21 protein-coding genes are annotated in these 21,975 nt (G+C 66.3%); 15 read left to right on the forward strand and 6 right to left on the reverse strand.

Going from position 1 to position 21,975, the window contains the following annotated elements; genetic code table 11:
• The first annotated feature begins 102 nt into the window (after positions 1-102).
• The 6 genes from AC3WMA_RS02355 (at position 103) to AC3WMA_RS02380 (ending at position 5,964) form a co-directional block, all read left to right on the forward strand.
• Positions 103-1,239, forward strand: coding sequence for an ABC transporter substrate-binding protein (locus AC3WMA_RS02355; protein ID WP_492283798.1), 1,137 nt, complete (start codon positions 103-105; stop codon positions 1,237-1,239).
• A gap of 163 nt (positions 1,240-1,402) precedes the next feature.
• On the forward strand, positions 1,403-2,281 hold the full coding sequence (locus tag AC3WMA_RS02360; protein WP_492283799.1) for a branched-chain amino acid ABC transporter permease: 879 nt from the start codon (positions 1,403-1,405) through the stop codon (positions 2,279-2,281).
• Positions 2,278-3,273 carry a branched-chain amino acid ABC transporter permease gene (locus AC3WMA_RS02365; protein WP_492283800.1) on the forward strand — a complete coding sequence of 332 codons (996 nt, stop codon included), beginning with the start codon at positions 2,278-2,280 and terminating at the stop codon, positions 3,271-3,273. Before AC3WMA_RS02360 ends, AC3WMA_RS02365 begins: the two co-directional genes overlap by 4 nt.
• The gene (locus AC3WMA_RS02370) at positions 3,270-4,013 is read left to right on the forward strand and encodes an ABC transporter ATP-binding protein (protein ID WP_492283801.1); all 744 of its coding nucleotides are present in this window, start codon (positions 3,270-3,272) and stop codon (positions 4,011-4,013) included. The genes AC3WMA_RS02365 and AC3WMA_RS02370 overlap by 4 nt, the downstream gene beginning before the upstream one ends.
• Before the next feature lie 11 nt (positions 4,014-4,024).
• A complete protein-coding gene (locus AC3WMA_RS02375; protein WP_492283802.1) occupies positions 4,025-4,762 on the forward strand; it encodes an ABC transporter ATP-binding protein in 738 nt (245 codons plus the stop codon).
• Positions 4,763-4,839: 77 nt separating this feature from the next.
• Positions 4,840-5,964 (forward strand): zinc-dependent alcohol dehydrogenase family protein, encoded by a 1,125-nt coding sequence (locus AC3WMA_RS02380; RefSeq protein ID WP_492283803.1) that lies wholly within the window; start codon positions 4,840-4,842, stop codon positions 5,962-5,964.
• Here the strand turns inward: AC3WMA_RS02380 and AC3WMA_RS02385 are convergent.
• A complete protein-coding gene (locus tag AC3WMA_RS02385) occupies positions 5,954-7,153 on the reverse strand; it encodes an MFS transporter (protein ID WP_492284727.1) in 1,200 nt (399 codons plus the stop codon). The genes AC3WMA_RS02380 and AC3WMA_RS02385 overlap by 11 nt on opposite strands.
• A gap of 48 nt (positions 7,154-7,201) precedes the next feature.
• Between AC3WMA_RS02385 and AC3WMA_RS02390 the strand changes: the two genes are divergently transcribed.
• From AC3WMA_RS02390 to AC3WMA_RS02400, 3 genes are all read left to right on the forward strand, one after another.
• Positions 7,202-7,729, forward strand: coding sequence for an Lrp/AsnC family transcriptional regulator (locus tag AC3WMA_RS02390; RefSeq protein WP_492283804.1), 528 nt, complete (start codon positions 7,202-7,204; stop codon positions 7,727-7,729).
• Between the two features lie 177 nt (positions 7,730-7,906).
• Positions 7,907-9,052 carry a CaiB/BaiF CoA transferase family protein gene (locus tag AC3WMA_RS02395; RefSeq protein ID WP_492283805.1) on the forward strand — a complete coding sequence of 382 codons (1,146 nt, stop codon included), beginning with the start codon at positions 7,907-7,909 and terminating at the stop codon, positions 9,050-9,052.
• The gene (locus tag AC3WMA_RS02400) at positions 9,049-9,903 is read left to right on the forward strand and encodes an HTD2 family dehydratase (protein WP_492283806.1); all 855 of its coding nucleotides are present in this window, start codon (positions 9,049-9,051) and stop codon (positions 9,901-9,903) included. The genes AC3WMA_RS02395 and AC3WMA_RS02400 overlap by 4 nt, the downstream gene beginning before the upstream one ends.
• Before the next feature lie 4 nt (positions 9,904-9,907).
• On the opposite strand, the gene AC3WMA_RS02405 is transcribed toward AC3WMA_RS02400, so the two are convergent.
• The gene (locus AC3WMA_RS02405; protein WP_492283807.1) at positions 9,908-10,534 is read right to left on the reverse strand and encodes a glutathione S-transferase family protein; all 627 of its coding nucleotides are present in this window, start codon (positions 10,532-10,534) and stop codon (positions 9,908-9,910) included.
• A 115-nt stretch (positions 10,535-10,649) separates the two neighbouring features.
• Here AC3WMA_RS02405 and AC3WMA_RS02410 point away from each other — a divergent pair, with 115 nt between their 5' ends.
• The 4 genes from AC3WMA_RS02410 (at position 10,650) to AC3WMA_RS02425 (ending at position 16,670) form a co-directional block, all read left to right on the forward strand.
• Complete coding sequence (locus AC3WMA_RS02410) at positions 10,650-12,605, forward strand: bifunctional 2',3'-cyclic-nucleotide 2'-phosphodiesterase/3'-nucleotidase (RefSeq protein WP_492283808.1); 1,956 nt, start codon at positions 10,650-10,652, stop codon at positions 12,603-12,605.
• A gap of 161 nt (positions 12,606-12,766) precedes the next feature.
• Complete coding sequence (locus tag AC3WMA_RS02415; protein ID WP_492283809.1) at positions 12,767-14,677, forward strand: putative bifunctional diguanylate cyclase/phosphodiesterase; 1,911 nt, start codon at positions 12,767-12,769, stop codon at positions 14,675-14,677.
• A gap of 50 nt (positions 14,678-14,727) precedes the next feature.
• Positions 14,728-15,768: an aspartate carbamoyltransferase gene (locus AC3WMA_RS02420; protein WP_492283810.1), complete on the forward strand. Its 1,041-nt coding sequence runs from the start codon at positions 14,728-14,730 to the stop codon at positions 15,766-15,768.
• Complete coding sequence (locus tag AC3WMA_RS02425) at positions 15,765-16,670, forward strand: DMT family transporter (RefSeq protein WP_492283811.1); 906 nt, start codon at positions 15,765-15,767, stop codon at positions 16,668-16,670. Before AC3WMA_RS02420 ends, AC3WMA_RS02425 begins: the two co-directional genes overlap by 4 nt.
• Positions 16,671-16,680: 10 nt before the next feature.
• Here the strand turns inward: AC3WMA_RS02425 and AC3WMA_RS02430 are convergent, their stop codons facing one another.
• Positions 16,681-17,418: an SIMPL domain-containing protein gene (locus tag AC3WMA_RS02430; RefSeq protein ID WP_492283812.1), complete on the reverse strand. Its 738-nt coding sequence runs from the start codon at positions 17,416-17,418 to the stop codon at positions 16,681-16,683.
• 287 nt (positions 17,419-17,705) lie between these two features.
• Here AC3WMA_RS02430 and AC3WMA_RS02435 point away from each other — a divergent pair, with 287 nt between their 5' ends.
• Together AC3WMA_RS02435 and AC3WMA_RS02440 are read left to right on the forward strand one after the other, a co-directional pair.
• A complete protein-coding gene (locus AC3WMA_RS02435) occupies positions 17,706-17,954 on the forward strand; it encodes a hypothetical protein (RefSeq protein WP_492283813.1) in 249 nt (82 codons plus the stop codon).
• A 73-nt stretch (positions 17,955-18,027) separates the two neighbouring features.
• Positions 18,028-18,363, forward strand: a complete 336-nt coding sequence (locus AC3WMA_RS02440) for a DUF6968 family protein (protein WP_492283814.1) — start codon at positions 18,028-18,030, stop codon at positions 18,361-18,363.
• A 3-nt stretch (positions 18,364-18,366) separates the two neighbouring features.
• On the opposite strand, the gene AC3WMA_RS02445 is transcribed toward AC3WMA_RS02440, so the two are convergent.
• The 3 genes from AC3WMA_RS02445 to AC3WMA_RS02455 form a co-directional block, all read right to left on the reverse strand.
• Positions 18,367-20,043 (reverse strand): acyl-CoA dehydrogenase family protein, encoded by a 1,677-nt coding sequence (locus AC3WMA_RS02445; RefSeq protein ID WP_492283815.1) that lies wholly within the window; start codon positions 20,041-20,043, stop codon positions 18,367-18,369.
• An 80-nt stretch (positions 20,044-20,123) separates the two neighbouring features.
• Positions 20,124-21,005 (reverse strand): DMT family transporter, encoded by an 882-nt coding sequence (locus AC3WMA_RS02450; RefSeq protein WP_492283816.1) that lies wholly within the window; start codon positions 21,003-21,005, stop codon positions 20,124-20,126.
• Between the two features lie 102 nt (positions 21,006-21,107).
• Positions 21,108-21,767 (reverse strand): glutathione S-transferase family protein, encoded by a 660-nt coding sequence (locus AC3WMA_RS02455; RefSeq protein WP_492283817.1) that lies wholly within the window; start codon positions 21,765-21,767, stop codon positions 21,108-21,110.
• Between the last annotated feature and the right edge of the window lie 208 nt (positions 21,768-21,975).

Raw genomic sequence — 21,975 nt, forward strand, 5'->3', positions numbered from 1 at the left:
TCGCCTCTGGACATCGCGCCCCAAAGCCCGGCAAGAAGCGTGCGGGCGCCGCGGCTATCAAGACCGCGCGTGTGAACAAGAAACGTCCGGAGGAGTCAGGGAATGAAATCGCTTTGGGTCATGGCCGCCGCGCTCGGCGCCGCGCTCAGCCTGCCCGCGCAGGCGCAGGACAAGGTCAAGCTGGTCGACGTCATCGAATTGTCGGGCGCGGGTGCCGCTGCCGGCACCAACTGGAAGAACGGCGCCGACATGGCCGCCGCCGACATCAATGCCAAGGGCGGCATCCTCGGCAAGCAGGTCGAGATCGTCCATTACGACACGCAGACCAATCCGGGGAACACCCGCGCCGCCGTGCAGCGCGGCATCGACGAAGGCGCCTATGCCATCCTCGGGCCGATCTTCTCCGGCCCGATCGGCGCCTCCATGCAGATCTCGCAGCGCGCCGAAGTCGCCCAGATCGTCGGCGGCGAGGCGGCCGGCTTCACCAAGCAGGGCAACCCCTACATCTTCCGGACCTCGTTGAGCCAGACGGCGGCGATGCCGAAGATCGCCAAATACCTCAAGGACACCGTCAAGGCCGGCTCGATCGCCGTGGTCTGGGTCAATAACGACTTCGGCAAGGGCGGGCGCGACGCCATCCTGCCCGAACTCGAGAAGGCCGGCATCAAGGTCGCCGTCGATGTCTCGACCGAGCAGGGCCAAGCCGATTTCACCGCCGACGCGATCAAGGTGAAGAACGCCAATGCCGATGCCGTCTTCGTCTATCTGAACGAGGAGGAGAGCGCCCGCTTCCTGCGCGCCGCCAAGCAGCAGGGCATCGCCAAGCCGATGATCGGCGAGACGACCCTGCTCGGCGCCAAGGTGCTGGAACTGGCTGGCGACGCCGCCAACGGCGCCAGGGGCCATGTCGGCCTCTCGACCGACGCGCCGATCCCGGCCCTCCAGGAGTTCGGCAAGCGCTACCGTGAAAAGTACGGCTTCGCTTCCGACCATAACGGCGTGAAGGGCTACATGGCCGTCTTCATGGTGAAATGGGCGACCGAGAAGCAAAAGAAGCTCGACAAGAAGGGCCTCGCCGACACGCTGCGCGGCGCCACCATCAAGGCGAGCGAGGAGCCGGGCATCCTGATCGACACCGTGATCGAGCAGAACGGCGACCTCGACCGCGAGAGCTTCCTGGCCGAGGTCGTCAACGGCAAGCAGGTGATCAACACCACCCTGCCGCGGATCAAGCCGTAAGCAGCCTGTCCACACGCGACGTCATCCCGGGCGAGCAGCGCTCGACCTGGGATCCATCGAAGGGCGCCGCGCTCTACGATGGATCTCGGATCTCCGCTTCGCTGCGTCCGGGATGACGCGCACTGATTGAACACCAAACGCTCTCCAACTGAGCGCAGATCGCATGGCCGAATTCATCGCCTATCTCATCGCCGGCATCGCCACGGGCGCGATCTACGCGCTCGCCGCGATCGGCTTCACGCTGGTCTGGCAGACCTCGCAGACGATCAACTTCGCCCAGGGCGAGTTCGTCATGCTGCCGGCCGTGCTGATCCTGCTCGCGGTCAAGCTCTTCGGCCTGCCGCTCTGGGCCGGCGGATTGCTCGGCATCGCCGTCTTCCTGCTGATCTTCGGCGCCGGCTTCAAGCTCGTCGTCGTCGACCCGATGATCAAGCATGGCGTGCTGCCGCTCGCGATCGCCACCATGGCGCTCTCGATCGTGATGAAGGAAGGCGCCAAGGACGGCTTCTCGGCGGAGGCGCAGAGCTTCCCCTCGCTGGTGCCGACCGACATGATCAACCTGCTGGGCGCGTCGATCTCGCTGCAGCATCTCGCGATCATCGTCGTCGCCTTCGCGGCCATTGGCCTGCTGCAATGGTTCGTCGGCGGCACGAAACTCGGCCGGCAGATGCAGGCGACGGCGCAGAACCCGACCGTCGCGCGCATCCTCGGCATCCCCGTCGAGCGGATGGTGCTGCTGACCTTCCTGCTCAATGCCGCGCTTGCGGTCGTCGCCTCGCTTTTGATCTCGCCGATCTATCTGGCGAAATTCTCGAATGGCGAGACCATCGGCCTCTTTGCCTTCATTGCCGCCATCGTCGGCGGCTTCAACCAGGTACGCGGCGCGCTCGTCGGCGGCATCCTGATCGGCGTCGCGGATTCACTGACCGCCGCTTACATCTCGACGCAGTACCGGCTGGCAGTGCCGCTGGTGCTGCTCGTCGCCATCATCCTGATCAAGCCGGAAGGGCTGATGGGCCGCAAGGAGGAGCGCCGCGTATGAGCGCCCCTGCCGTCCAGAATTCCGTGGCCCCGGCCCGCCGCATCGATGCGGCGCTGATCGGGCTCATCCTCGGCGCCGTCATCCTCTGGTTCGCGCCGGTCGGGATGGGCCGCTACGGCACCTATGTGCTCTCGCTCTGGCTCGTGATGAGCATCGGCGTGATGGGCCTCAACCTCACGCTCGGCTATGCCGGCCAGACCTCGCTGGCGCAGGCCGCCTTCATGGGTCTCGGCGCCTACACGACCGCGATCCTGACCACGAAATACGGGGTGAATTGGTATGCCGCCTTCGCGCTCTCGGGCCTGCTGACCTTCGCGGTCGGCCTGCTGCTCGGATTCCCGGCTTTGCGTGTCCGCACGCATTACCTCGCCTTCGTCACGCTCGCCTTCTCGACGCTGATCTGGCTGGTACTGCGCAACGAGCAATGGCTGACCGGCGGTGTCTTCGGCATCTCCAACATCAACCGTCCTGACTTCTTCGGCATAAAGCTGTTCGGCGCGCTCGAATTCCACCGCTTCGTCGTCGTGGTCACGCTGATCCTGTCGCTCAAGCTGTGGTGGCTGATCCGCTCGCCCTGGGGCCGCGCCTTCACAGCGCTGCGCGAGAACCCGGTCAGGGCCGCGAGCCTCGGCATCGACACCCGCGCCTACACGCTGCTCGCCTTCGCCATCGGCTCGGCCTATGGCGGCTTCGCGGGCGCGCTCTATGCGCCGCTGGTCGAGTTCATCGACCCCTCGCCCTTCTCGCTGTCGCAGAGCCTGTTCCTGCTATTGATGGTGGTCGCGGGCGGGGCCGGCTATCTCTTCGGCCCCTTCGTCGGCGCGCTGCTCGGCGTTGTGCTGCCGGAATGGCTGCGCTTCGCCGGCTCGCTTTACCTCATCATCTTCGCCGCAATCGTGCTCGCGCTGCTGGTCATCTGCCCGCAAGGCGTCAGCGGCCTTGTCGAACGCGGCTGGCATGCGCTTCGCCGCAGGACCGGAGGCGCGCGATGAGCCCGGTCCTCGAAGTCCACGACCTGCACAAGGCCTTCGGCGGCATCAAGGCCGTGAACGGCGTCTCCTTCTCGGTGAACGAGGGCGAGATCCTCGGCATCATCGGGCCGAATGGCTGCGGCAAGTCGACCCTGTTCAACTGCATCCTCGGCCAGCTCGAACCGACGCAAGGCGCGGTGAAGCTCGACGGCCGTGATGTCACCAACATGCGCCCGTCCGCGCTCAACCGGCTCGGCGTCAGCCGCACCTTCCAGCTGCTGCAGGTCTTCCCGGAGCTCTCGGTGCGCGAGAACCTGATTCTTGCGGGCCAAGAGCATCAGGGCTCGATGCTCGGCCGGCTGTTCGGTGCGCGCGATGCCGGTCTCTCCGACAAGGCCGAGCAGATGATCGGCTTCTTCAAGCTCGGCCATCTCGCGGATGCCAAGGCCGGCGGCCTCTCCTATGGCCAGCAGAAGCTGCTCGACGCCGCGATGGCCTTCATGGCGGGCCCCCGCCTCGTCCTGCTCGACGAGCCGGCGGGCGGCGTGAACCTGACCATGCTCGGCGATCTCAAGGAACGGCTGCGCGCGATCAATGCCGAGCAGGGCGCGACCTTCGTTGTGATCGAGCACAACATGGATTTCGTGATGTCGCTCTGCACGCGCGTCATCGTGCTCGCCGAGGGCAAGGTGTTGGCCGAGGGCACGCCGGCCGAGGTCCGCGCCAACCCGGCCGTGATCGAAGCCTATCTGGGACACTGAGGAGCGCGGCGATGAGCACACCGATCCTCGAACTCGACGGCGTGGTCGGCGGCTATGGCGCCATGACCATCCTGAACGGTACCTCGTTTGCCGTGAAGCGCGGCGCGATCACCACGGTCATCGGGCCGAACGGCGCCGGCAAATCGACCGTATTCAAGGCGATCTTCGGCCTGCTCAAGCTGCGCGAGGGCCGCATCCGCTTCGATGGGCGGGACATCACCGGCTGGAACCAGCGCAAGCTGCTCGAAGCCGGCATCTGCTATGTCCCGCAGGGGCGCAACATCTTCCCGGAGCTCTCGGTGCGCCACAATATCGAGCTCGGCACGGTCGCCGCCGGCTCAGGGATCACCGACATGCCCCGGCGGCTGGAGGCAGCGCTCGATCGCTTCCCGGCGCTTCGCGCCAAGGCCGATCAGCAGGCCTCGACGCTCTCCGGCGGCGAGCAGAAGCAGCTAGAAATCGTGCGCGGCCTGCTGCTCGACCCCAAGCTCGTGCTGATCGACGAACCCTCGATCGGTCTCTCGCCGCTGATGGTGCAGGAGACCTTCGGCATCCTGAAGGAGTTGCGCGCCAAGGGCGTCTCGATCCTGATGGTCGAGCAGAACGCGCGGTCGGCGCTGGAGATTTCCGACGAAGGGCTGGTGCTCGAACTCGGCCGCACCCGCATGCAGGGGCCGGCGGCAGAGATCCTCGCCGATCCGCGCATCGGCCAGCTCTTCCTCGGCGGCACGCTGACCGACGCGGCCTGACGGCGCACGCGTCAGGCTTTGACAGCGGCGCCCTCTCCTGTCGGGATAGCGGCGGATACCGAGACCGGAGCCCAGCCATGAAGATTCGCGCCGCCGTCCTGAACGCCAGCCCGGTTGCGGCGCCCTATGCGCAAAGCCGCCCACTGCGGATCGAGGAGCTGGAACTCGCCCCGCCCGGCCGCGACGAGGTTCTGGTCAGGGTCCGCGCCGCGGGCCTGTGCCATTCCGACCTCTCGGTGATCGACGGCAACCGCCCGCGCCCGGTGCCGATGGTGCTTGGGCACGAGGCGGCCGGCGAGGTCGTCGAGACCGGCGAAGGCGTCGACGATCTCAAGCCCGGCGACCGCGTGGTGATGGTGTTCGTGCCGTCCTGCGGCCATTGCGCGCCCTGCGCCGAGGGCCGCCCTGCCCTCTGCGAACCCGGCAATGCCGCCAACGGGCGCGGCGAGATGCTCGGCGGCGGGCGGCGGCTCTCCGTCCAGGGCCAGCCGGTGCATCATCATATCGGCGTCTCCGCCTTCGCCGAGCATGCGGTGATCTCCCGCCGTTCGCTGGTCAAGATCGAGGCCGATATTCCGCATGAGATCGCGGCCCTGTTCGGCTGCGCCGTGCTGACCGGCGTCGGTGCCGCCGTGAACACGGCGCGGATCAAGGCCGGCGAGACGGTCGCGGTGGTCGGGCTCGGTGGCGTTGGTCTCTCGGCCCTGCTCGGCGCGATCGCCTGCGGCGCTTCGCGCGTCATCGCCGTCGATCTCGCGCAGGACAAGCTCGACCTGGCGCTGGCGCTCGGCGCGACCGATGCCTTCAAGGCCGATACACCGGATGCAGTCGAGGCGATCAGGCAGGCGACCAAAGGCGGCGTCGATCACGGGCTTGAGATGGCGGGCTCAGTCAGGGCGCTCGACCTCGCCTACCAGATCACACGGCGCGGCGGCACGACGACGACGGCCGGCCTCGCCAACCCCGCCCATACGCTGTCGCTTTCGCCGGTCAGGCTGGTCGCCGAAGAGCGGACGCTGAAGGGCTCCTATGTCGGCTCCTGCGTGCCCTCGCGCGACATCCCGCGCTTCATCGAGCTCTACCAGCGTGGCCGGTTGGCGGTCGACAAGCTCTGGACCAGCTCCGGCAGCCTCGATGAGATCAACGAAGGCTTCGACGCGCTGCACGAAGGCCGCACAATCCGCCACATCGTCAGGATGTGACGCGGGGCGCGGTCCTCGGGCGGGCAAGGCTCGCCGAGAGCGCGGCCAGCAGCATCAACGCGGCCGCCGCGATTGGCAGGACGGCGAATTCGGTCGCCGTGTAGAGCGCGCCGAACGCGGCCGTGCCGGCGAAGAGCGCGAGATAGGTCACGCCGCTGTTGAGACCCATGACAGCGCCGCGACGAGCGGGATCGAGCGCGCCGAGGCGCATGATCAGCACGTTCAGCCCGAAATGATTGGCGAGACCCCAGAGGAAAACCGCAGCAAGCGTCAGGACATAGCTGCCGCTGGCGGCGCCCATGCCGAGATAGACGCAACCGACGGCGAGGAACATCGCCGGCAGGTAGCGCCCAGCATCGAAGCGGTCGATCAGGCCGTCGAGAAAGGCGGCCGCGCCGAAGCCGAGGCCATAGGTCAGTGCGAGCAGGCCGTTGGCGCTGAGCGGAAGGCCGAGCCCACGGTGCAGATGGTCGCCGATATAGGCGTAGACGCCATAGAATGAGGCCATGAAGCCAGCGCAGGCGATCAGGAGCGGCGCGACGCCCGGCACGCGCAACGCTGCCAGCGGCGATGAGCTTGTGGTTCTTGCTGGCGCGCCTTGCAACTTCATCACCTGCGCAACCAAAAGCGCGAGCGCGCTGGCGGCAGCGGCAAATCCGTAGACGAAGCGCCAGCCGATGCTGTCGGCCAGCACCGCCGAGAGCGAGACACCGGCGACCATGCTGAGCGTCCAGCCGGAGAGCACGATGCCGATCGTATCGCTCTCGCGCCCAGCCGGCGCGACGGCGGCAGCGAGCGTATAGATCGAGGGCAGCGCCACGCCCGCTGCAAGACCAGCCACGAACTGGGCGCCCACCAGCATCGGCAGAATGGGTGCAGCGGCACTCGCTGCGAGAGCCAAGGTGAAGAATGCCAGCGCCATGCGCAGCGTCGCACCCGCGCCGAAGCGGTCGATCAGGCGCCCGAGCAGGATCGCCGCGAGCGCCGTGCCGATGCCGAAGGCGCCCGAGGCCGTCATCACGGCCGGCGTGCCCCGACCGAAGCTTTCCGCGACCTGCGGCGCTATCGGCCCGAGCACCAGGGAATTCGAGCCGATGACACAGATGCACAGGCACAGCGCATAGGCTGCGGCCGGAATGCGGGCGGTCGGCAAGGCTGCAGCGGAAGAGGGTTGATTGATGTTCGGCATGAGGAAAGAATGGCCGAACATCATTCAGCTTCAACCGGATTCACGGCGATGGATCAAAAAACAGATGGCGTTCGGCGCGAACGCGCGGCGGAACGCTCGCTCGATGCGATGGACCGAAAGCTGTTAGGCGTTCTGGTCGAGGATGCGACGGAGAGCTATGCGCGGATCGGCGAGAAGGTCGGGCTCTCGCCGCCGGCCGCGCATGAGCGGATCAAGCGGCTCAAGCAATCCGGCGCGATCCGGCAGGTCGCGGCCCTGATCGAGCCGGCCGCCACCGGCAAGACCCTGCTTGCCTTCGTGCATGTCGACACCACCGGCTGGGGCAAGACGCCCGCTTTGATGGCGGTGAAGGAGCATCCGGAGGTCGAGGAAATCCACTCCGTCGCCGGCGATACCTGCATGCTGCTGAAGGTCAGGACCACGGATACGCATGCGCTCGAGGGCCTGCTCGGGCGGCTCTACGACACGCCCGGCGTCAAGGCGACGCGCAGCTATGTCGTGCTCTCGACCTATCTGGAGCGACCGGTGCAGCCCGGCATCACGGCAAGCTGGCCGAAGCCGGCTGCGGCGGGATAGCCCGATTGAATTTGATCCGTTCGGTCAAAGGCATAGCGCCCGCTCATCACATTTTGATTCAGGCGGCTTTCGCGGCTCTGGAATGGCACTCCACCTCCATCACGGGCGCATGGCAGCTGCGATTTGACTCGGCCGCGCCGGGGCGCTCTTCCTCTCCCGGCCATCTGGGGAATGCCGATGTCGAATGCGCTGGAAGGTATCGTCGTGGTCGCGCTGGAGCAGGCGGTGGCCGCTCCGGTCGCGAGCTGCAAGCTGGCCGATGCTGGCGCGCGCGTCATCAAGCTGGAGCGGCCGGAGGGTGACTTCGCGCGCGGCTATGACGGTTTCGCCAAGGGCCAGTCCTCCTATTTCGTCTGGATCAACCGGGGCAAGGAATCCTGCCGGGTCGACCTGCGCCAACCTGACGACCTCGCGCTGGTCGAGGCGATGATCGCGTCGGCGGATATCTTCATCCAGAACCTCGCGCCCGGCGCGGCCAACCGCCTTGGGCTCGGCAGCGCGACGCTCCGGCAACGCCATCCCCGCCTCATCACCTGCGACATTTCCGGCTATGCGCCGGGCACGCCGCATGAGCGGCGCAAGGCCTATGACCTGCTGATCCAAGCGGAATCGGGCCTCTCCGCCATCACCGGCACCGCGGATTCCGGCCCCTCGCGCATCGGCGTCTCGATCGCCGATATCGCCACCGGACAGGCGGCCTATGCCGCGATCCTCGAAGCGCTCTTGAGGCGGGCGCGTACCGGCGAGGGCTCGGCGATCGCGCTCTCGCTATTCGACACGCTCGCCGAGCTGATGAACGTGCCCTATCTGACGCGCCGTTATGGCGGCATCGAGCCGGCGCGGGTCGGGCTCGCCCACCCCTCGATCGCGCCTTATGGCGTGTTCTCGCTCCTCGACGGCGAGGTCCTGGTCTCGATCCAAAGCGAGCGAGAATGGCAGGTCTTCGCCCGCGACGTGCTGGAAAGCCCCGAACTGGCTGATGATCCGCGCTTTACCTCCAACGTATTGCGGATGAAGGAGCGCGCCCTGCTCGATGGCGAGGTGCAGGCGCGGCTCGGCCGGCGCCGCTTCGTCGACGTCGCGGCTGCGCTCGACCGGCACGCCATCGCCTATGGGACAGTCTCCACCGTCGGCGGGCTGATCGACCATCCGGCGGCGACCGCCCTGCCCGTCCCAACACCGAATGGTCCGGTCGAGGTGCTGGCACCTTCGGTCGTCGTCGATGGCCAACGCGTCGCGATGCGGCCCGTGCCAGCGCTCGGTCAGCACGACGCAGCTTTGCGCGCCGAATTCGCCCGCCAGACCGAGGAACGCCCATCATGAGCATCGACATCGCCAAGCTCGCGACCTGGACGGGCAGGACCGAAGAGGCGCAGGACATCGTCACGCCGCGGCTGGTGCAGAGCTTCGCCGCCACCTTCGGCCGCCACCTCGCGCCTCATGGCTCGGGAGAGGCACCGTTGGCACTGCACTGGTGCCTGGCCCCGCCGATCTCGGATATCGAGGCTTGCGGTCCGGATGGTCACGCCGCCAAGGGCGAGTTCCTGCCGCCGGTGCCCCTGCCGCGGCGGATGTGGGCTGGCGGGCGAATCGAGACGCTGGCGCCCCTGCGCGAGGGCGACCATGTCACGCGGCATTCCCGGATCGGTGACATCGCCTACAAGGAGGGGCGCAGCGGCCCGCTCTGCTTCGTTGCCGTGCATCATGAATACGCGACCGAGCGCGGCGTCGCGCTGCGCGAGCGGCACGACATCGTCTATCGTGAGGCGGCGCTGCCCAGCGCATCCCCAGCCGGAGCGCCGGGGCCCGCCGCCGATGGTGAGCCTGCCGATCTCGTCTGGGAGGTCGAAGGCAGTCCGCTGCTGCTGTTCCGCTATTCGGCGCTGACCTTCAACGGCCATCGCATCCACTACGATGTCCCCTATGCGACGGGGACGGAAGGCTATGCGGGCCTTGTGGTTCACGGACCAATCCAGGCGACATTGATCGCCAATATCATCGCGACGCTGACGGAAGGGGCGCCGATCCGGCTCGACTATCGGGGCCTGAGCCCGCTCATTGCCGGCGACATCTTCCGGGTGAAGGCGAAGCGGCAGGCCGATGGCGGCGTTCGGGGCTGGACGGAAGGCGTGGATGGCCGCATGCGCATGGAGGGCTTCCACCGCCCGGCGTGAGTCCTCAAGCCGGCGCAATGAAAGGCTGGGATATCTCGTCGAAGACAGCAAGCGCTTCCAACCCTGCGGCGTGAGCGGCAAGCGCCGGGATCGCAGCGGCATCGACCAGTCCCGGATGCGCCTCGGTGATGAAGCGCAGCGCCACCGCCGCCGCGATATCGGCATGGCCCAGCGTCTCGCCGAACCAATAGGGCGTGGTGCGGCCGGCGCGGTCACGTTCGAGCGCGGCGAGCGCCGACGATATCTGGCCGCGGCAGCGCTCCGCCCAGACTGCCGAGACCTGCTCGTGCAGCCGCAGTTCGTAGAACAGGCTGACCGCCTTCTCGGCCGCGCCCATCGCGAGCGCGAGGACGGAGAGGATCTGGCGCCGCAGCGGACCGCTGCGCGGGCAAAGCGCGCGTTCCGGCCCGACGAGATCGTCGAGCGCATCGATCATACCGGCGCTGTCGATGAGCACCTCGCCATCGTCGAGCACCAGGGTCGGCACCCGCATCAGCGGGTTGAAGGCGCGGACCTTCTCGCCATCGGAGAAAACGGACCACGGGCGATGCTCGAAAGGCAGGCCGTAGAGCGCGAGCGTGATGCCGACGCGGCGCACGAAGGGCGAATCATACTGGCCGATCAGGATCATCGCGCGCTCTCCGTTCACCATCTTCCGAATAGGCAGCAAGCAGACCATCTTCCCGGTGTCACGGCCGCGCCGCAATGCTAACGTCCTGTCCCGGCAAGGATAGTGGGAGCCGGGCATGGCACAGGATCATCGTCTCAACCGTCGCGAGACGCTCAAGGCCGGAGCCGCGATCGCCGCCTCTGCCGCACTCTCGGGAACGGCGGCCGCGCAAGCCCCGGCAAAGCTGAAGCTGCGCGTGCTCGAAACCACCGATCTTCACGTCCACGTCGTGCCCTACGACTATTTCCGCGACGGCGGCGACGACACGGTCGGCCTCGCCAAGACCGCGAGCCTGATCAAGGCGGCGCAGGCGGATGCGAAGAACAGCCTGCTCTTCGACAACGGCGACTTCCTGCAGGGCTCCTCACTCGGCGACTACATCGCCTACAAGAAGGGGCTGAAGGCCGGCGATACCCACCCGATGCTCGCCGCGATGAACGCCCTGCCCTATCTCTGCGGCACGCTCGGCAATCACGAGTTCAACTACGGACTGGAGTTCCTCGACCATGGCCTCGCCAAGGCGGAATTCCCGATGGTCTGCGCCAATGTCGAGCGCGTCGGCGGCGGCGCGCTGGTCGATGCCTGGCGGCTGTTCGAGCAGAGCTTCGAGGACGAGGCCGGCAACAGGCATGTGCTGCAGATCGGCATGATCGGCTTCGTGCCGCCGCAGATCATGCAGTGGGACAAGGGCAACCTCGAAGGCAAGATCGTCGCGACCGACATCGTCGATGCGGCCGAAAAGCACATGCCCGACCTGCGCGACGCCCAGCCCGACCTCGTCATCGCGCTCTGCCATTCGGGCATCGCGGGCGGCCAGCGGCGCGGCATGGAGGAGAACGCGGCGCTGCATCTCTCGAAGGTCGAGGGTATCGACGTCATCCTGACCGGCCACCAGCACCTGGTCTTTCCCGGCGGCAAATCCTTCGACGGCATTGCCGGCGTCGACAACGTCAAGGGCTCGCTGAACGGGAAGCCTGCCTGCCAGCCCGGCTTCTGGGGCTCGCATCTCGGCATCGTCGACCTCGAGCTGGAGAAGCGCGGCGATCGCTGGAAGATCGCCGATTTCAAGGTCGAGGCGAAGCCGATCTACGAACGCACGCCCGATCGCAAGATCGTGCCGAAAGCTGCCGCGGAACCTGCGATCCTGGCCGCTGTGAAGGCCGACCACGAGGCGACGCTCGCCTATATGCGCGAGCCGGTCGGCAGCACGGCCGCGCCGATCAATTCCTATTTCGCGCTGGTGGCGGACGATCCTTCCATCCAGATCGTCGCCGAGGCGCAGATCGCCTATGCCAAGCCGCTGATGGCGCAGACGCGCTGGAAGAACCTGCCGATCCTGTCGGCTGCCGCGCCCTTCAAGTCCGGCGGACGCTCCGGCCCGTCCTTCTACACCGACATTCCCGCCGGCCCGTTGGCGCTGAAGAACATCGCCGACATCTATCTCTACCCGAATACGGTGCAGATCGTGAAAGTCAGCGGCTCTGACGTAAAGGAATGGCTGGAGCGCGCCGCCGGCATCTTCAACCGTATCGACCCGACCAAGAGCGGCGAGCAGCCGCTGATCAACCCCGCCTTCCCTGCCTTCAATTTCGATGTGATCGACGGCGTGACTTACCGGATCGATGTCACTCAAGGATCTCGCTACGACAATGACGGCAGGCTGGTCGCCCCCGATGCGCACCGCATCCTCGACCTCGCCTTTGCCGGCGAGCCGATCGACGAAAAGGCGGAATTCCTCATCGTCACCAATAATTACCGCGCGTCCGGCGGCGGCAATTTCCCGGGCACGAAGACGACGGTGGTGCTGGAGGCGCCCGATCTCAACCGCGACGTGATCGTGCGCCATATCCTCGGCCAGAAGACGATCGACCCGAAGGCGGACGGCAATTGGGCGCTCGCGCCGTTGCCGGCCGGCGTCCATGCGACCTTCCTGACCTCGCCGGCAGCAACGGGCAAACTGCCCGAGGGACTGAAGGCCGAACCGGCCGGCGATGGCCCTGAAGGTTTCGCCAAGTACCGGCTGCGTGGCTGACTGCGCGGCATCGGCCGTGAATCATAATTTGTCGGCGAAACCTCCGAAGCGACATACAGTTCTTTAATAGATTTTTAGCGAGAATAGAGGGTACGCCGCGTAAATCAGACATAACGACGGGACGGCTGATGATCGTCGACGTTCACGAGAACGATACTTCGATGAAATCCGAGCTTGTGGCCGCGCTCTATGCCACGCCCGGGACGATCTTCATCGGCACCGTCACGGTTGCCGCGGTGCTGGCTGCGAGCGCGCTCCTGACGGGCGGCGACGTGGTTTTTTACGCGATGGCTGCGATCATGATCGCGATCGGCGTGTTCCGCTACCTGTCGCATCGCTACTACAAGGCCATCCATCTCGCTTCCGCCAGCGAGAGCCAGATCAGCACGCTGGAAAATCTCGCCATGGCCGGTGCCTGGTCGACCGCCGCCCTGATCTCGGCCTTCGGCAGCTATGCGATCCTGCGCTACACCTACGAGCCCGTCGCCGCTCTCGCGATCGCCCAGACGATCGGCTATCTCGCCGGCATCTCCGGGCGCAACAGCTCGCGGCCGGTGATCACCCGCGTGCAGGTGCTGGCAGCGGCGATGCCATTCACGCTGGCTCTGCTCTGGACGCGCGATCCCGCCTATCTGGTGATCGGCCTTTCGGTCCTGCTCACCACGGTCCTGACCTTCTCCAGCGCCCAGGTCATCCACCAGATCTTCCTCGCCCGGCTGCGCACGATGCGCGAGCTGGAGCATCTGGCCGTCAACGACACCATCACCAGCCTCTACAACCGCCGTGGCTTCATGCGCGAAATCCGGCAGATGGCCGCATCCGGCCGGGCGGTGACGCTGATCTCGATCGATATCGACCGCTTCAAGAGCATCAATGACAGCCTTGGCCACGATATCGGCGATGCGCTGCTGCAGGGCTTCAGCGAGACGCTGATCGCCGAGCTCGGCATCGGCGATATCGCGGCGCGCACCGGTGGCGACGAGTTCATGGTCGCGACATCGCGCGATGCCGAAGGCGCGAGCGCGCTTGCCGCCCGCCTCGTCATGATGCTCGCCGGCCAGCGCGTCATCGGCGGGCGCCACATCACCGCGACCGCCAGCATGGGCATCGCGCCCGCCGGCTGCGCCGCCTCGATCGACGAGGCCCTGAAATGCGTCGACATTGCCCTCTACCGGGCCAAGCTCGACGGGAGGAACCGCTTCGTCATGTATACCGACGCGATCCGCAACGAGCATGAAGACGGCGTGGCGCTCGAAACCGAGCTGCGCGACGCCATCCGCCGCGGCGAGTTCGAGCTGCATTTCCAGCCGATCTACAACCCGCGCTCCGGCACCGCGACCATGGCCGAGGCGCTGCTGCGCTGGCGGCACCCGCGCCGCGGCATGGTCAGCCCCGAGATATTCATCCCGCTGGCCGAGCGGACCGGGCTCATCACCGTGCTCGGCTCCTGGGTGCTCGGCGAGGCGATCCGCTCGGCCCTGTCCTGGCCGCGCAGCGTCGGCGTCAGCGTCAACGTCTCGGCCCGCCAGTTCGACCATGGCCATGACATCGTCGGGGTCGTCGAGGCGCTATTGCGCATGAGCGGCATCGAGCCCCAGCGCCTGACGATCGAGATCACCGAGAGCTCGCTGATCGACGATCCCGACCATGTCGTCTCCCGCCTCGTGGCGCTGCGCGCACTCGGCGTGCGGATCGCGCTCGACGATTTCGGCACGGGCTATTCCTCGCTCAGCTATCTCGCGCATCTGCCGATCGACACGATCAAGATCGACCAGGCCTTCACCCAAGAGATCGGCACCTCGCGCAAGGCGGATTCGCTGATGAACGCGATCGCCCAGCTCGCGCATGACCTGAAGCTGCGCCTGATCGTCGAGGGCGTGGAGACGCAGGAGCAGCTCACGGTCATCGAAAAGCACGCCGTCCACGGCATTCAGGGCTATATCTTCGCCCGGCCGATGACAGCGGCCGATTTGCTGCCCATGATCGGCAACCGTGTTCCCACGGGGCGGATGGGGTCGGCGCGTTCGCGCTCCGGCTCGCGCAAGCCGGGCCGCTTCAGTCAGGTTGCCTGATACGCCCCGGACGCAGACGACCGCGCGAGCCGGAGGCCTAGAGGCTGCTGATGCAACGCCCGAACTATCCAAGCGGGAAGGATCTGCTGAGCGCCGATGCCGTGTCGCGCTTCGACCTCGACGACATCATCGAACGCGCCGAGCGGCATCTGCACGAGGAAGAACTGGAGAAAGCCGGCCTGCCCCTGCCCGAGCAGCCGCCGGCCCCGCGCCGCCGTCCGAAGGTGATCGCCACCCTGTTCGACCAGCGCAGCACGCGCACCCGCCTCGGCTTCCAGACGGCGGCCGCGCGGCTCGGCCACCAGTCGATCGACGCCTATGACACCGATCGCAGCCGCATGGGCACCGCCACCGGCGAGTCGATCGAAGACCACATCCACACGGTCGAGCTCTATAGCGACCTGCTGATCGTGCGCTCGCACCTCGAAGACATGCCCTATCGCGTCGGGCGCCTGAGCTACCTGCCGGTGATCAATGCCGGCAACGGCGCCGACGAGCATCCGACCCAGGCCCTCGTCGATATCTTCGCGATCCGGCAGATGCGGGGCCCGCTCGAGACTCTCAGCATCGCGCTGTCGAGCGATTCGCGGGCGCGCTTCGCGATCTCCTTCGTGAAGATGCTGCGCCTCTCCCCGCCCAAGCGCTTCACGCTGTGCTGCCTGCCGGATGTGCCGATCAATCCGGCAATGCGCGAGGCGATGACCGTGCTTGCCGATCTCGGCACCCAGGTCGGCCTCGTGCACGACATCCGCCACACGCTCGACCATGATGTCCTCAGCATCCAGATGCAGGACATGAGCAAATTCGCCCACGCCTCGCTCGGCAACGAAGCGGTCGACAAGGAAAAAGAGAGCGAGCCCTTCACCCTGACTGCCCGCAAGGTCCTCGACGCCCGTTCAGATACGTTGATCCTCAACCCTCTTCCGCGCTTCTCGGAGCTCGATACCTCATGCGACAGCCTCCCGAACGCAGGCTATTTCCGCCAGGTCCAGCTGTCCGTGCCGATGCGAATGGCCATCCTGGAGCGCATGTTGCTGGGAATTCCCTGGACGGGGCAGGCCGAGGGTTTCCGATCTTCCTCGGGTGGATGAGCGCCTATCTCGCGTCCTATCTCGCGATCGCCGTCTCCATCCGCCTGCTCTCCGGCTATCTCACCGTCATCGAGATCGGGCTGCTGCGCTCGGTCGGCAGCCTCGCCATCGCCGGTGCGGCCGTCTGGGCCGGTGAGCCCGAACAGCGCCGCAATGTCCTGCCACCGAAGCTGCGCGAGGATGTCGCCCGCAGCGTCCTGCATCTCGCCGGTTCGCTCGCCCTGATCTGGAGCCTGGCGCATCTGCCACTCGCGCTGGTGACCACCATCGAGTTCTCGGGCCCGCTCTTCGCAGCCGTGCTGCTCTTCCTGGCCCTGCGCCGACGCCCGGGCACCGTTGCGACAGTCGGGCTCGCCGTGCTAGCGACCGGGATCGGGCTCCTGGTGTTCAAGCTGAACGCCGTCCCTAACCGCGACCTCGCCATCGCCATCGGCGCCGTCGCGATGCTGACCACCACCAACCTGATGCTGGCGCGGCTGGCGGCACAGCGCAGCACGCTCTCGATCGTGCTGCTGATGCACGCGATCCAGCTGCCGCTCTACCTGCTGCTCTGGCTCTTCGTACCGGAACAGTGGTCGCCGCCGTCGCAACCTTACCGGCTGGCCTTCGCGCTGCCCGAGCTTGCGGTGATCGGCGGTGCGGTGCTCGCGCTCATCGTCGGCGGCTTCGTCTCGCAGGCGGCGCTCGCCAATGCCTCGCGCCACGCTTCGCCGCTACAGCTTTGCAGCGCCGACACGCTGCGCGTGCCGCTAATCACGCTCGCGGCCTATCTGCTGCTGGCGGAGTTGCCGCCGACAGAGCTTTGGCTCCCGGGGCTCTGGGTGCTCTGCGGCGTCGTCATCACCAGCCTGCCGGTTTCGGTGGCTGCGAAGCTGCGCCCGGAACGAGCCGGGCGCGCTTGAGACCAGATTCTCAGGGCGTGATCTCGAAGATCACGTTGACCTGCGTCCGGTAGGTATTCTCGCCGCTGGCCAGCGGCACGGCCGCATCGCTGGCGGCCATGCGCACGGCGCCGCCATAGGGCATCGGGCGCGCCATGATCGACTGCTCCTCGATCGAGAGAATCTTGCCGAGCTTGACATCGGCCGCTTCGGCCAGGGTCTTCGCGCGCGCCACCGCATCGGCGACCGCGCGCTTGCGCGCCTCGGTCAGCGTCGGCTTCATGTCGTCCTTGACGAAGGCGATGCCGCCGCCCTGGTTGACGCCGAGCCCGACCGCCTTGTCGAGGATGCCGCCGGCGTCCGCGAGATTGCGGACCCGGACGGTCAGCGCGTTGCTGACGCTGTAGCCAGCGATCTTCGGCTCGCCGCTGCGGTCCTTGGTCGGCTGGGCATAGCGCGGCTGGATGCTGAGGCCCGAGGTCTGGAGGTCGCGCTCGGCGACGCCGGCTTCCTTCAGCGCGGCCAGCACCTGCTTCATCGCTTCATTATTCGCCGTCAGAGCCGCCCGCGCCGTCTCGGCCTCACGCAGGACGGTGAGGTTCAGGATCGCCATGTCCGGCGCGACATTCACCTCGCCCTCCCCGGTCACGCTGATGCGCGGGCTGGGCTGCGACGGGCTTTGCTGGGCTGCAGCGGGGACGGACAGCAAGGCCGCCGCGCCGACGAGCACGGTTCCGGCCAGAGCAAAGGCAAGGCGATTCGACATCATGACTCCTGCAGATTCTGCGGCAAACGGCCGTCACGATGCCAAAGCGCCCGATGATGTCGAAATTATCACGGAATGGCCCGCCGCTTGGAGTTGGTAGGTCCAGAGTTTTACTGGCTGATGGATAAGCAGGCCAACTTATCCCCGGAACCTTCTGTCACGGTAACAAGATCGCCTCCACGGAGACGATACCGGAAATGACATTGCATCCTCATCTCAGAAGAGAGGCACGACCGGGAAGCCCACACCAGTTATCTGATTCCAGCTCGCTTCGATCGACCGGCCGACAGATGATCGCCCTGCTCGATCGCATGGCTGCCCTCATCGGAGAAATGAAATTCAATCCCGAACAGCCTCGATCGCCAGCAGGAACTCCAGAGGGCGGGCAATGGGTCGGGAACTCGGAGTCGGGCTTGGCGGGAGACATTCCAGCCGCCGCTATTGCAGCAAGCGGCGGCTCCCTGTTGAAGGAACGATGCGAAGCCCAGTTCGATCGCGACATCTTTCAGTGCCGAATGGTCGGCTCGCAATCATGCTAAGATCAAGCTTATCAACGTTATTCTGCCTGTCTCGCCCGGCGGCAAATTCCACCATTCAACTATTGAGACTGACATGATTATCGTCAATCGCTCACTAACATATAAAACCTCCACCGCCAACATCGATATTCCAATCATTGTTTATCTCCCTCAACGCGGAGAACACGACTGGAATTGTGCCTACGATATAGCTTGGCCGGATGAAAAACGCCGCGGATTCGGCTATGGTATTGATTCAACTCAAGCGCTTCTCCTTGCTCTGCACGCGATCGGCACAGACATCTATACGAGCGACTACCACCAGTCGGGGCAGCTTTATTGGGAGAAGCCGGGCCGCGGTTACGGCTTCCCCGTACCGTCGATAATTCGTGATCTGCTCATCGGCGACGATGCCCGCTTCTACGGCTGAGGCTTACTCCTCGACGAGCCGGCGCGCGATCACTTGCGCCTGGATCTCGGCCGCGCCCTCGAAGATGTTGAGGATGCGGGCGTCGCAGAGCACGCGGCTCACCGGATATTCCAGTGCGAAACCGTTGCCGCCATGGATCTGCAGGGCATTGTCGGCTGCGGCCCAGGCGACGCGGGCGCCCAAGAGCTTGGCCATGCCAGCCTCGAGGTCGCAGCGACGGTCGGCATCCTTCTCGCGGGCGGCGAAATAGGTGAGCTGGCGGGCAATCAGGATCTCGGCCGCCATCATCGCGAGCTTGTCGGCGACGCGCGGGAAGGCGATCAGCGGCTTGCCGAACTGGATGCGCTCCTGCGCATAGCGCAGCCCGAGATCGAAGGCCGATTGCGCCACGCCGATGGCGCGGGCCGCCGTTTGAATGCGCGCCGCCTCGAAGGTCTGCATGAGCTGCTTGAAGCCCTGGCCGGGCACGCCGCCGAGCAGGTTTTCGCCCTTAACCTCGAAGCCGTCGAAAGCGAGCTCATATTCCTTCATGCCGCGATAGCCGAGCACCTCGATCTCGCCGCCTGTAAGACCCTCGACCGGAAACGGATCGGCATCGCTGCCGCGCGGCTTCTCGGCGATCAGCATCGAGAGGCCCTTGTAGCCGGGCTCGGACGGATCGGTGCGCACCAGCAGCGTCATGATGTCGGCGCGGACGGGATGGGTGATCCAGGTCTTGTTGCCATGGACCTTCCAGACATCGCCCTCCTTCACCGCCTTGGTGCGCAGTGAGGCGAGGTCGGAGCCGGTATTGGGCTCGGTGAAGACGGCGGTGGGCAGAACCTCGCCCGAGGCGATCTTCGGCAGCCAATGCTCCTTCTGCGCGTCGGTACCGCCGCAGAGGATGAGCTCGGCCGCGATCTCCGAACGGGTGCCAAGCGAGCCGACGCCGATATAGCCGCGCGACAGCTCCTCCGAGACGACGCACATGGAGACCTTCGACAGGCCCATGCCGCCGAACTCCTCGGGGATGGTCAGGCCGAAGACGCCGAGCTCGGCCATCTTCTCGACCACCGGCATCGGGATGTACTCGTTCTCCAGATGCCATTCATGGGCATGCGGCGTCACCTCGGCGGCGCAGAAGCGGCGCATCTCCGAGCGAATCGCCTCAAGCGTCTCGTCGAGGCCGGTATCGCCGATGCTGGCGGCACCCTGGTCCTGGCTGAAGAGCGCGACGAAGCGGCTGCGGTTTTCCGGCGTGTTGCCGTCGGCGATCAGGGCATCGACAGCGTCCGAGCAGGCGGCGGCGACCGCCTTCTGCGACAGGCCCAGCGCCGGCAGGCGGAGGATCTCGCCCTGGCTCATCGGAATGCCACCGAAGATCTGGGCGGCGTATTCGCCGGCGCCGATGCGCAAGGCATAGTCCTCGACGGCGCCGTAGCGATCCTCGGCGCGGAGACGCTCGCCATAGGCGGCCAGTTCGCGCAGGGCCGTGACATAGGTCGCAAGCCAGGACAGGCCATGGGCCGCGTGCTGCTCGGCTTCCAGCCGGGCCGACGAGATGCGGCCGTCGACGAGAACCTTCTGCCGCACTGCGGCAACGGCTTCCTGAAACAGCGTCTCCAAACCGGGGAGCGCTGCCGCGATCAGTTCGACTGCATCCGCACGATGCTCAGCCTTTGCGGCCGTATTGGCGTTCATGGTCTTCGACCCTCCCTTTGTTGCGACGCAGCATAAGGGGAGATCGCGGCAAACCGAAACCCTCCTTTTTGGGGAGGCGCCTATTTGCGGCTGGCGAGCACGACGCCGAGGATCGTCACGGCCATGCCGCCGATCTGAAGCGGGGTCAGCGTTTCCCCGAAGAGCAGCCAGGCCTCGACCGCGACGAGCGCCGGAACGAGATAGAGGAAGGTGACGATGCGCGAAACCTCGCCGCGCCTGAGCATGTAGAAATACAGCCCGATGCCGCCGAGCGAGAGCACGATGGCTGACCATGCCAGCACCAGCCACATGGTCAGGTTCCACTCGATCCGCATCGGCTCGAACGCATAGGCGAAGGGCAGCACGACGAGGCAGGCCGCGACATACTGGATCGCCGTCACCGTGCGCAGGTCACCGGTGGAGAGACGGGCCTTCTGGTAGAAGGAGCCGAAGGTCACCGAGAACATGCCGATCACATTGATCAGGATCGGGCCGAGGATGCCCCAGAGCGCAGCGGGTTCGACGCCAGCCAGTTGCGGCTGCAGCACCAAGGCGATGCCGACGAAGCCACAGATGATGCCGAGCCAGCGGATCGGGGAAATGCGCTCCCCTAGCAGCGCTGGCGCGAACAGTGCCGTCAGCACCGGCTGCAGCCCGGCGATAAGGCCGGAAATGCCGGCCGGCAGGCCATGGCGCACCGCCCACCAGACGCCGCCGAGATAGATGCCATGCAGCAGGATGCCGGAGATGACGGCATCGCGCAGCGCGCGCGAGCCGCGCGGCCAGGGCGCGCCCGTGGCCAGCGCCAGCACCGTAACGATGAGTGCCGCGCTGGCGAAGCGCACGACCAGGAAGGTCAGGGCATCGGCATAGCGGGCCGAATACCCGGCGACCACCCAGCCCGAGGACCAGAGGAAGGTGAAGACCAGCGGGATCGCGCGCAGGATGAAAGGCGAGGACATCGGAACCTGAAACCGCCGGACCTGATCGTCTCTAGCCCCGATACGCAGCGCCTGACAGCGCAGGAACGCGCCCTGCCCATACTTCCGCCGGGGAGACGCACCTCAATCGCGGCCGGGCGCGCCCGGGGGAAACAGCTTGCGGAAGGGCCTGGCCTCGTCGACGGCGCGCGCAAAGGACGACCGCGCCAACAAGCGAGACCGGTAGGCGCGCAGGTTCCCGAAGCCGGCCTCGATCTCGTGGACCCAGTCGGCATAGAACAGCGAGGGCGCCGCCGCGCAATCGGCAAGGCCGAAATCGTCGCCGCAGGCCCAGCGCCGGCCAGCGAGCGCCCCGTCCAGCCAGCGATAGGCATCCCCCAGCTTCTCGCGCGCCTTAGCGACGCCATAGGGATCGCGCTCCCCGGCCGGGCGCAGATGGTCGAAGACGACCGCCTGCATCGGCGTCATCACGTAGTTGTCGAAGACGCGGTCCATCATCCGCACGCCAAGCGCCTGCTTCGCATCGGCCGGCACCAGCCGGGTCGCCCCCGGATGGAACAGGTCGAGATGCTCGATGATCACGCTCGACTCGAAGACAGGCGTCTCGCCATCGACGAGCACCGGCATTTTCTTGAGCGGCCAAAGCCTGGCCCATTCGGCCCCGGCCTCAGGGTCCTCGGGGCCGAGTTGGCGATAGGTGAAGGGCGTCGCGTTCTCGTAGAGCGCCACCAGCACTTTCTGACAATACGACGAGAACGGATGGGCATAGAGCGTGAGCGACACGGGTTCCCTCCTGCGTGTGGCTGAACGATCCCCTGCATAAGATAACCGATTGCATTTCGCAATCGGACTTACCTTTTCCTCACGACCGCCTCTAAGCGAGCAGAGCCGCCGACGCGCGCGCCGCAATCGTTAACGAAATCCGAAGCACCCCCTTCCGCATCGTCAACCAATCCTCAATGCGGCCGGCGCAATGTCGCCTGCGACCAAC

The organism is Allobosea sp. FW305-C-101 (genome assembly GCF_058783685.1).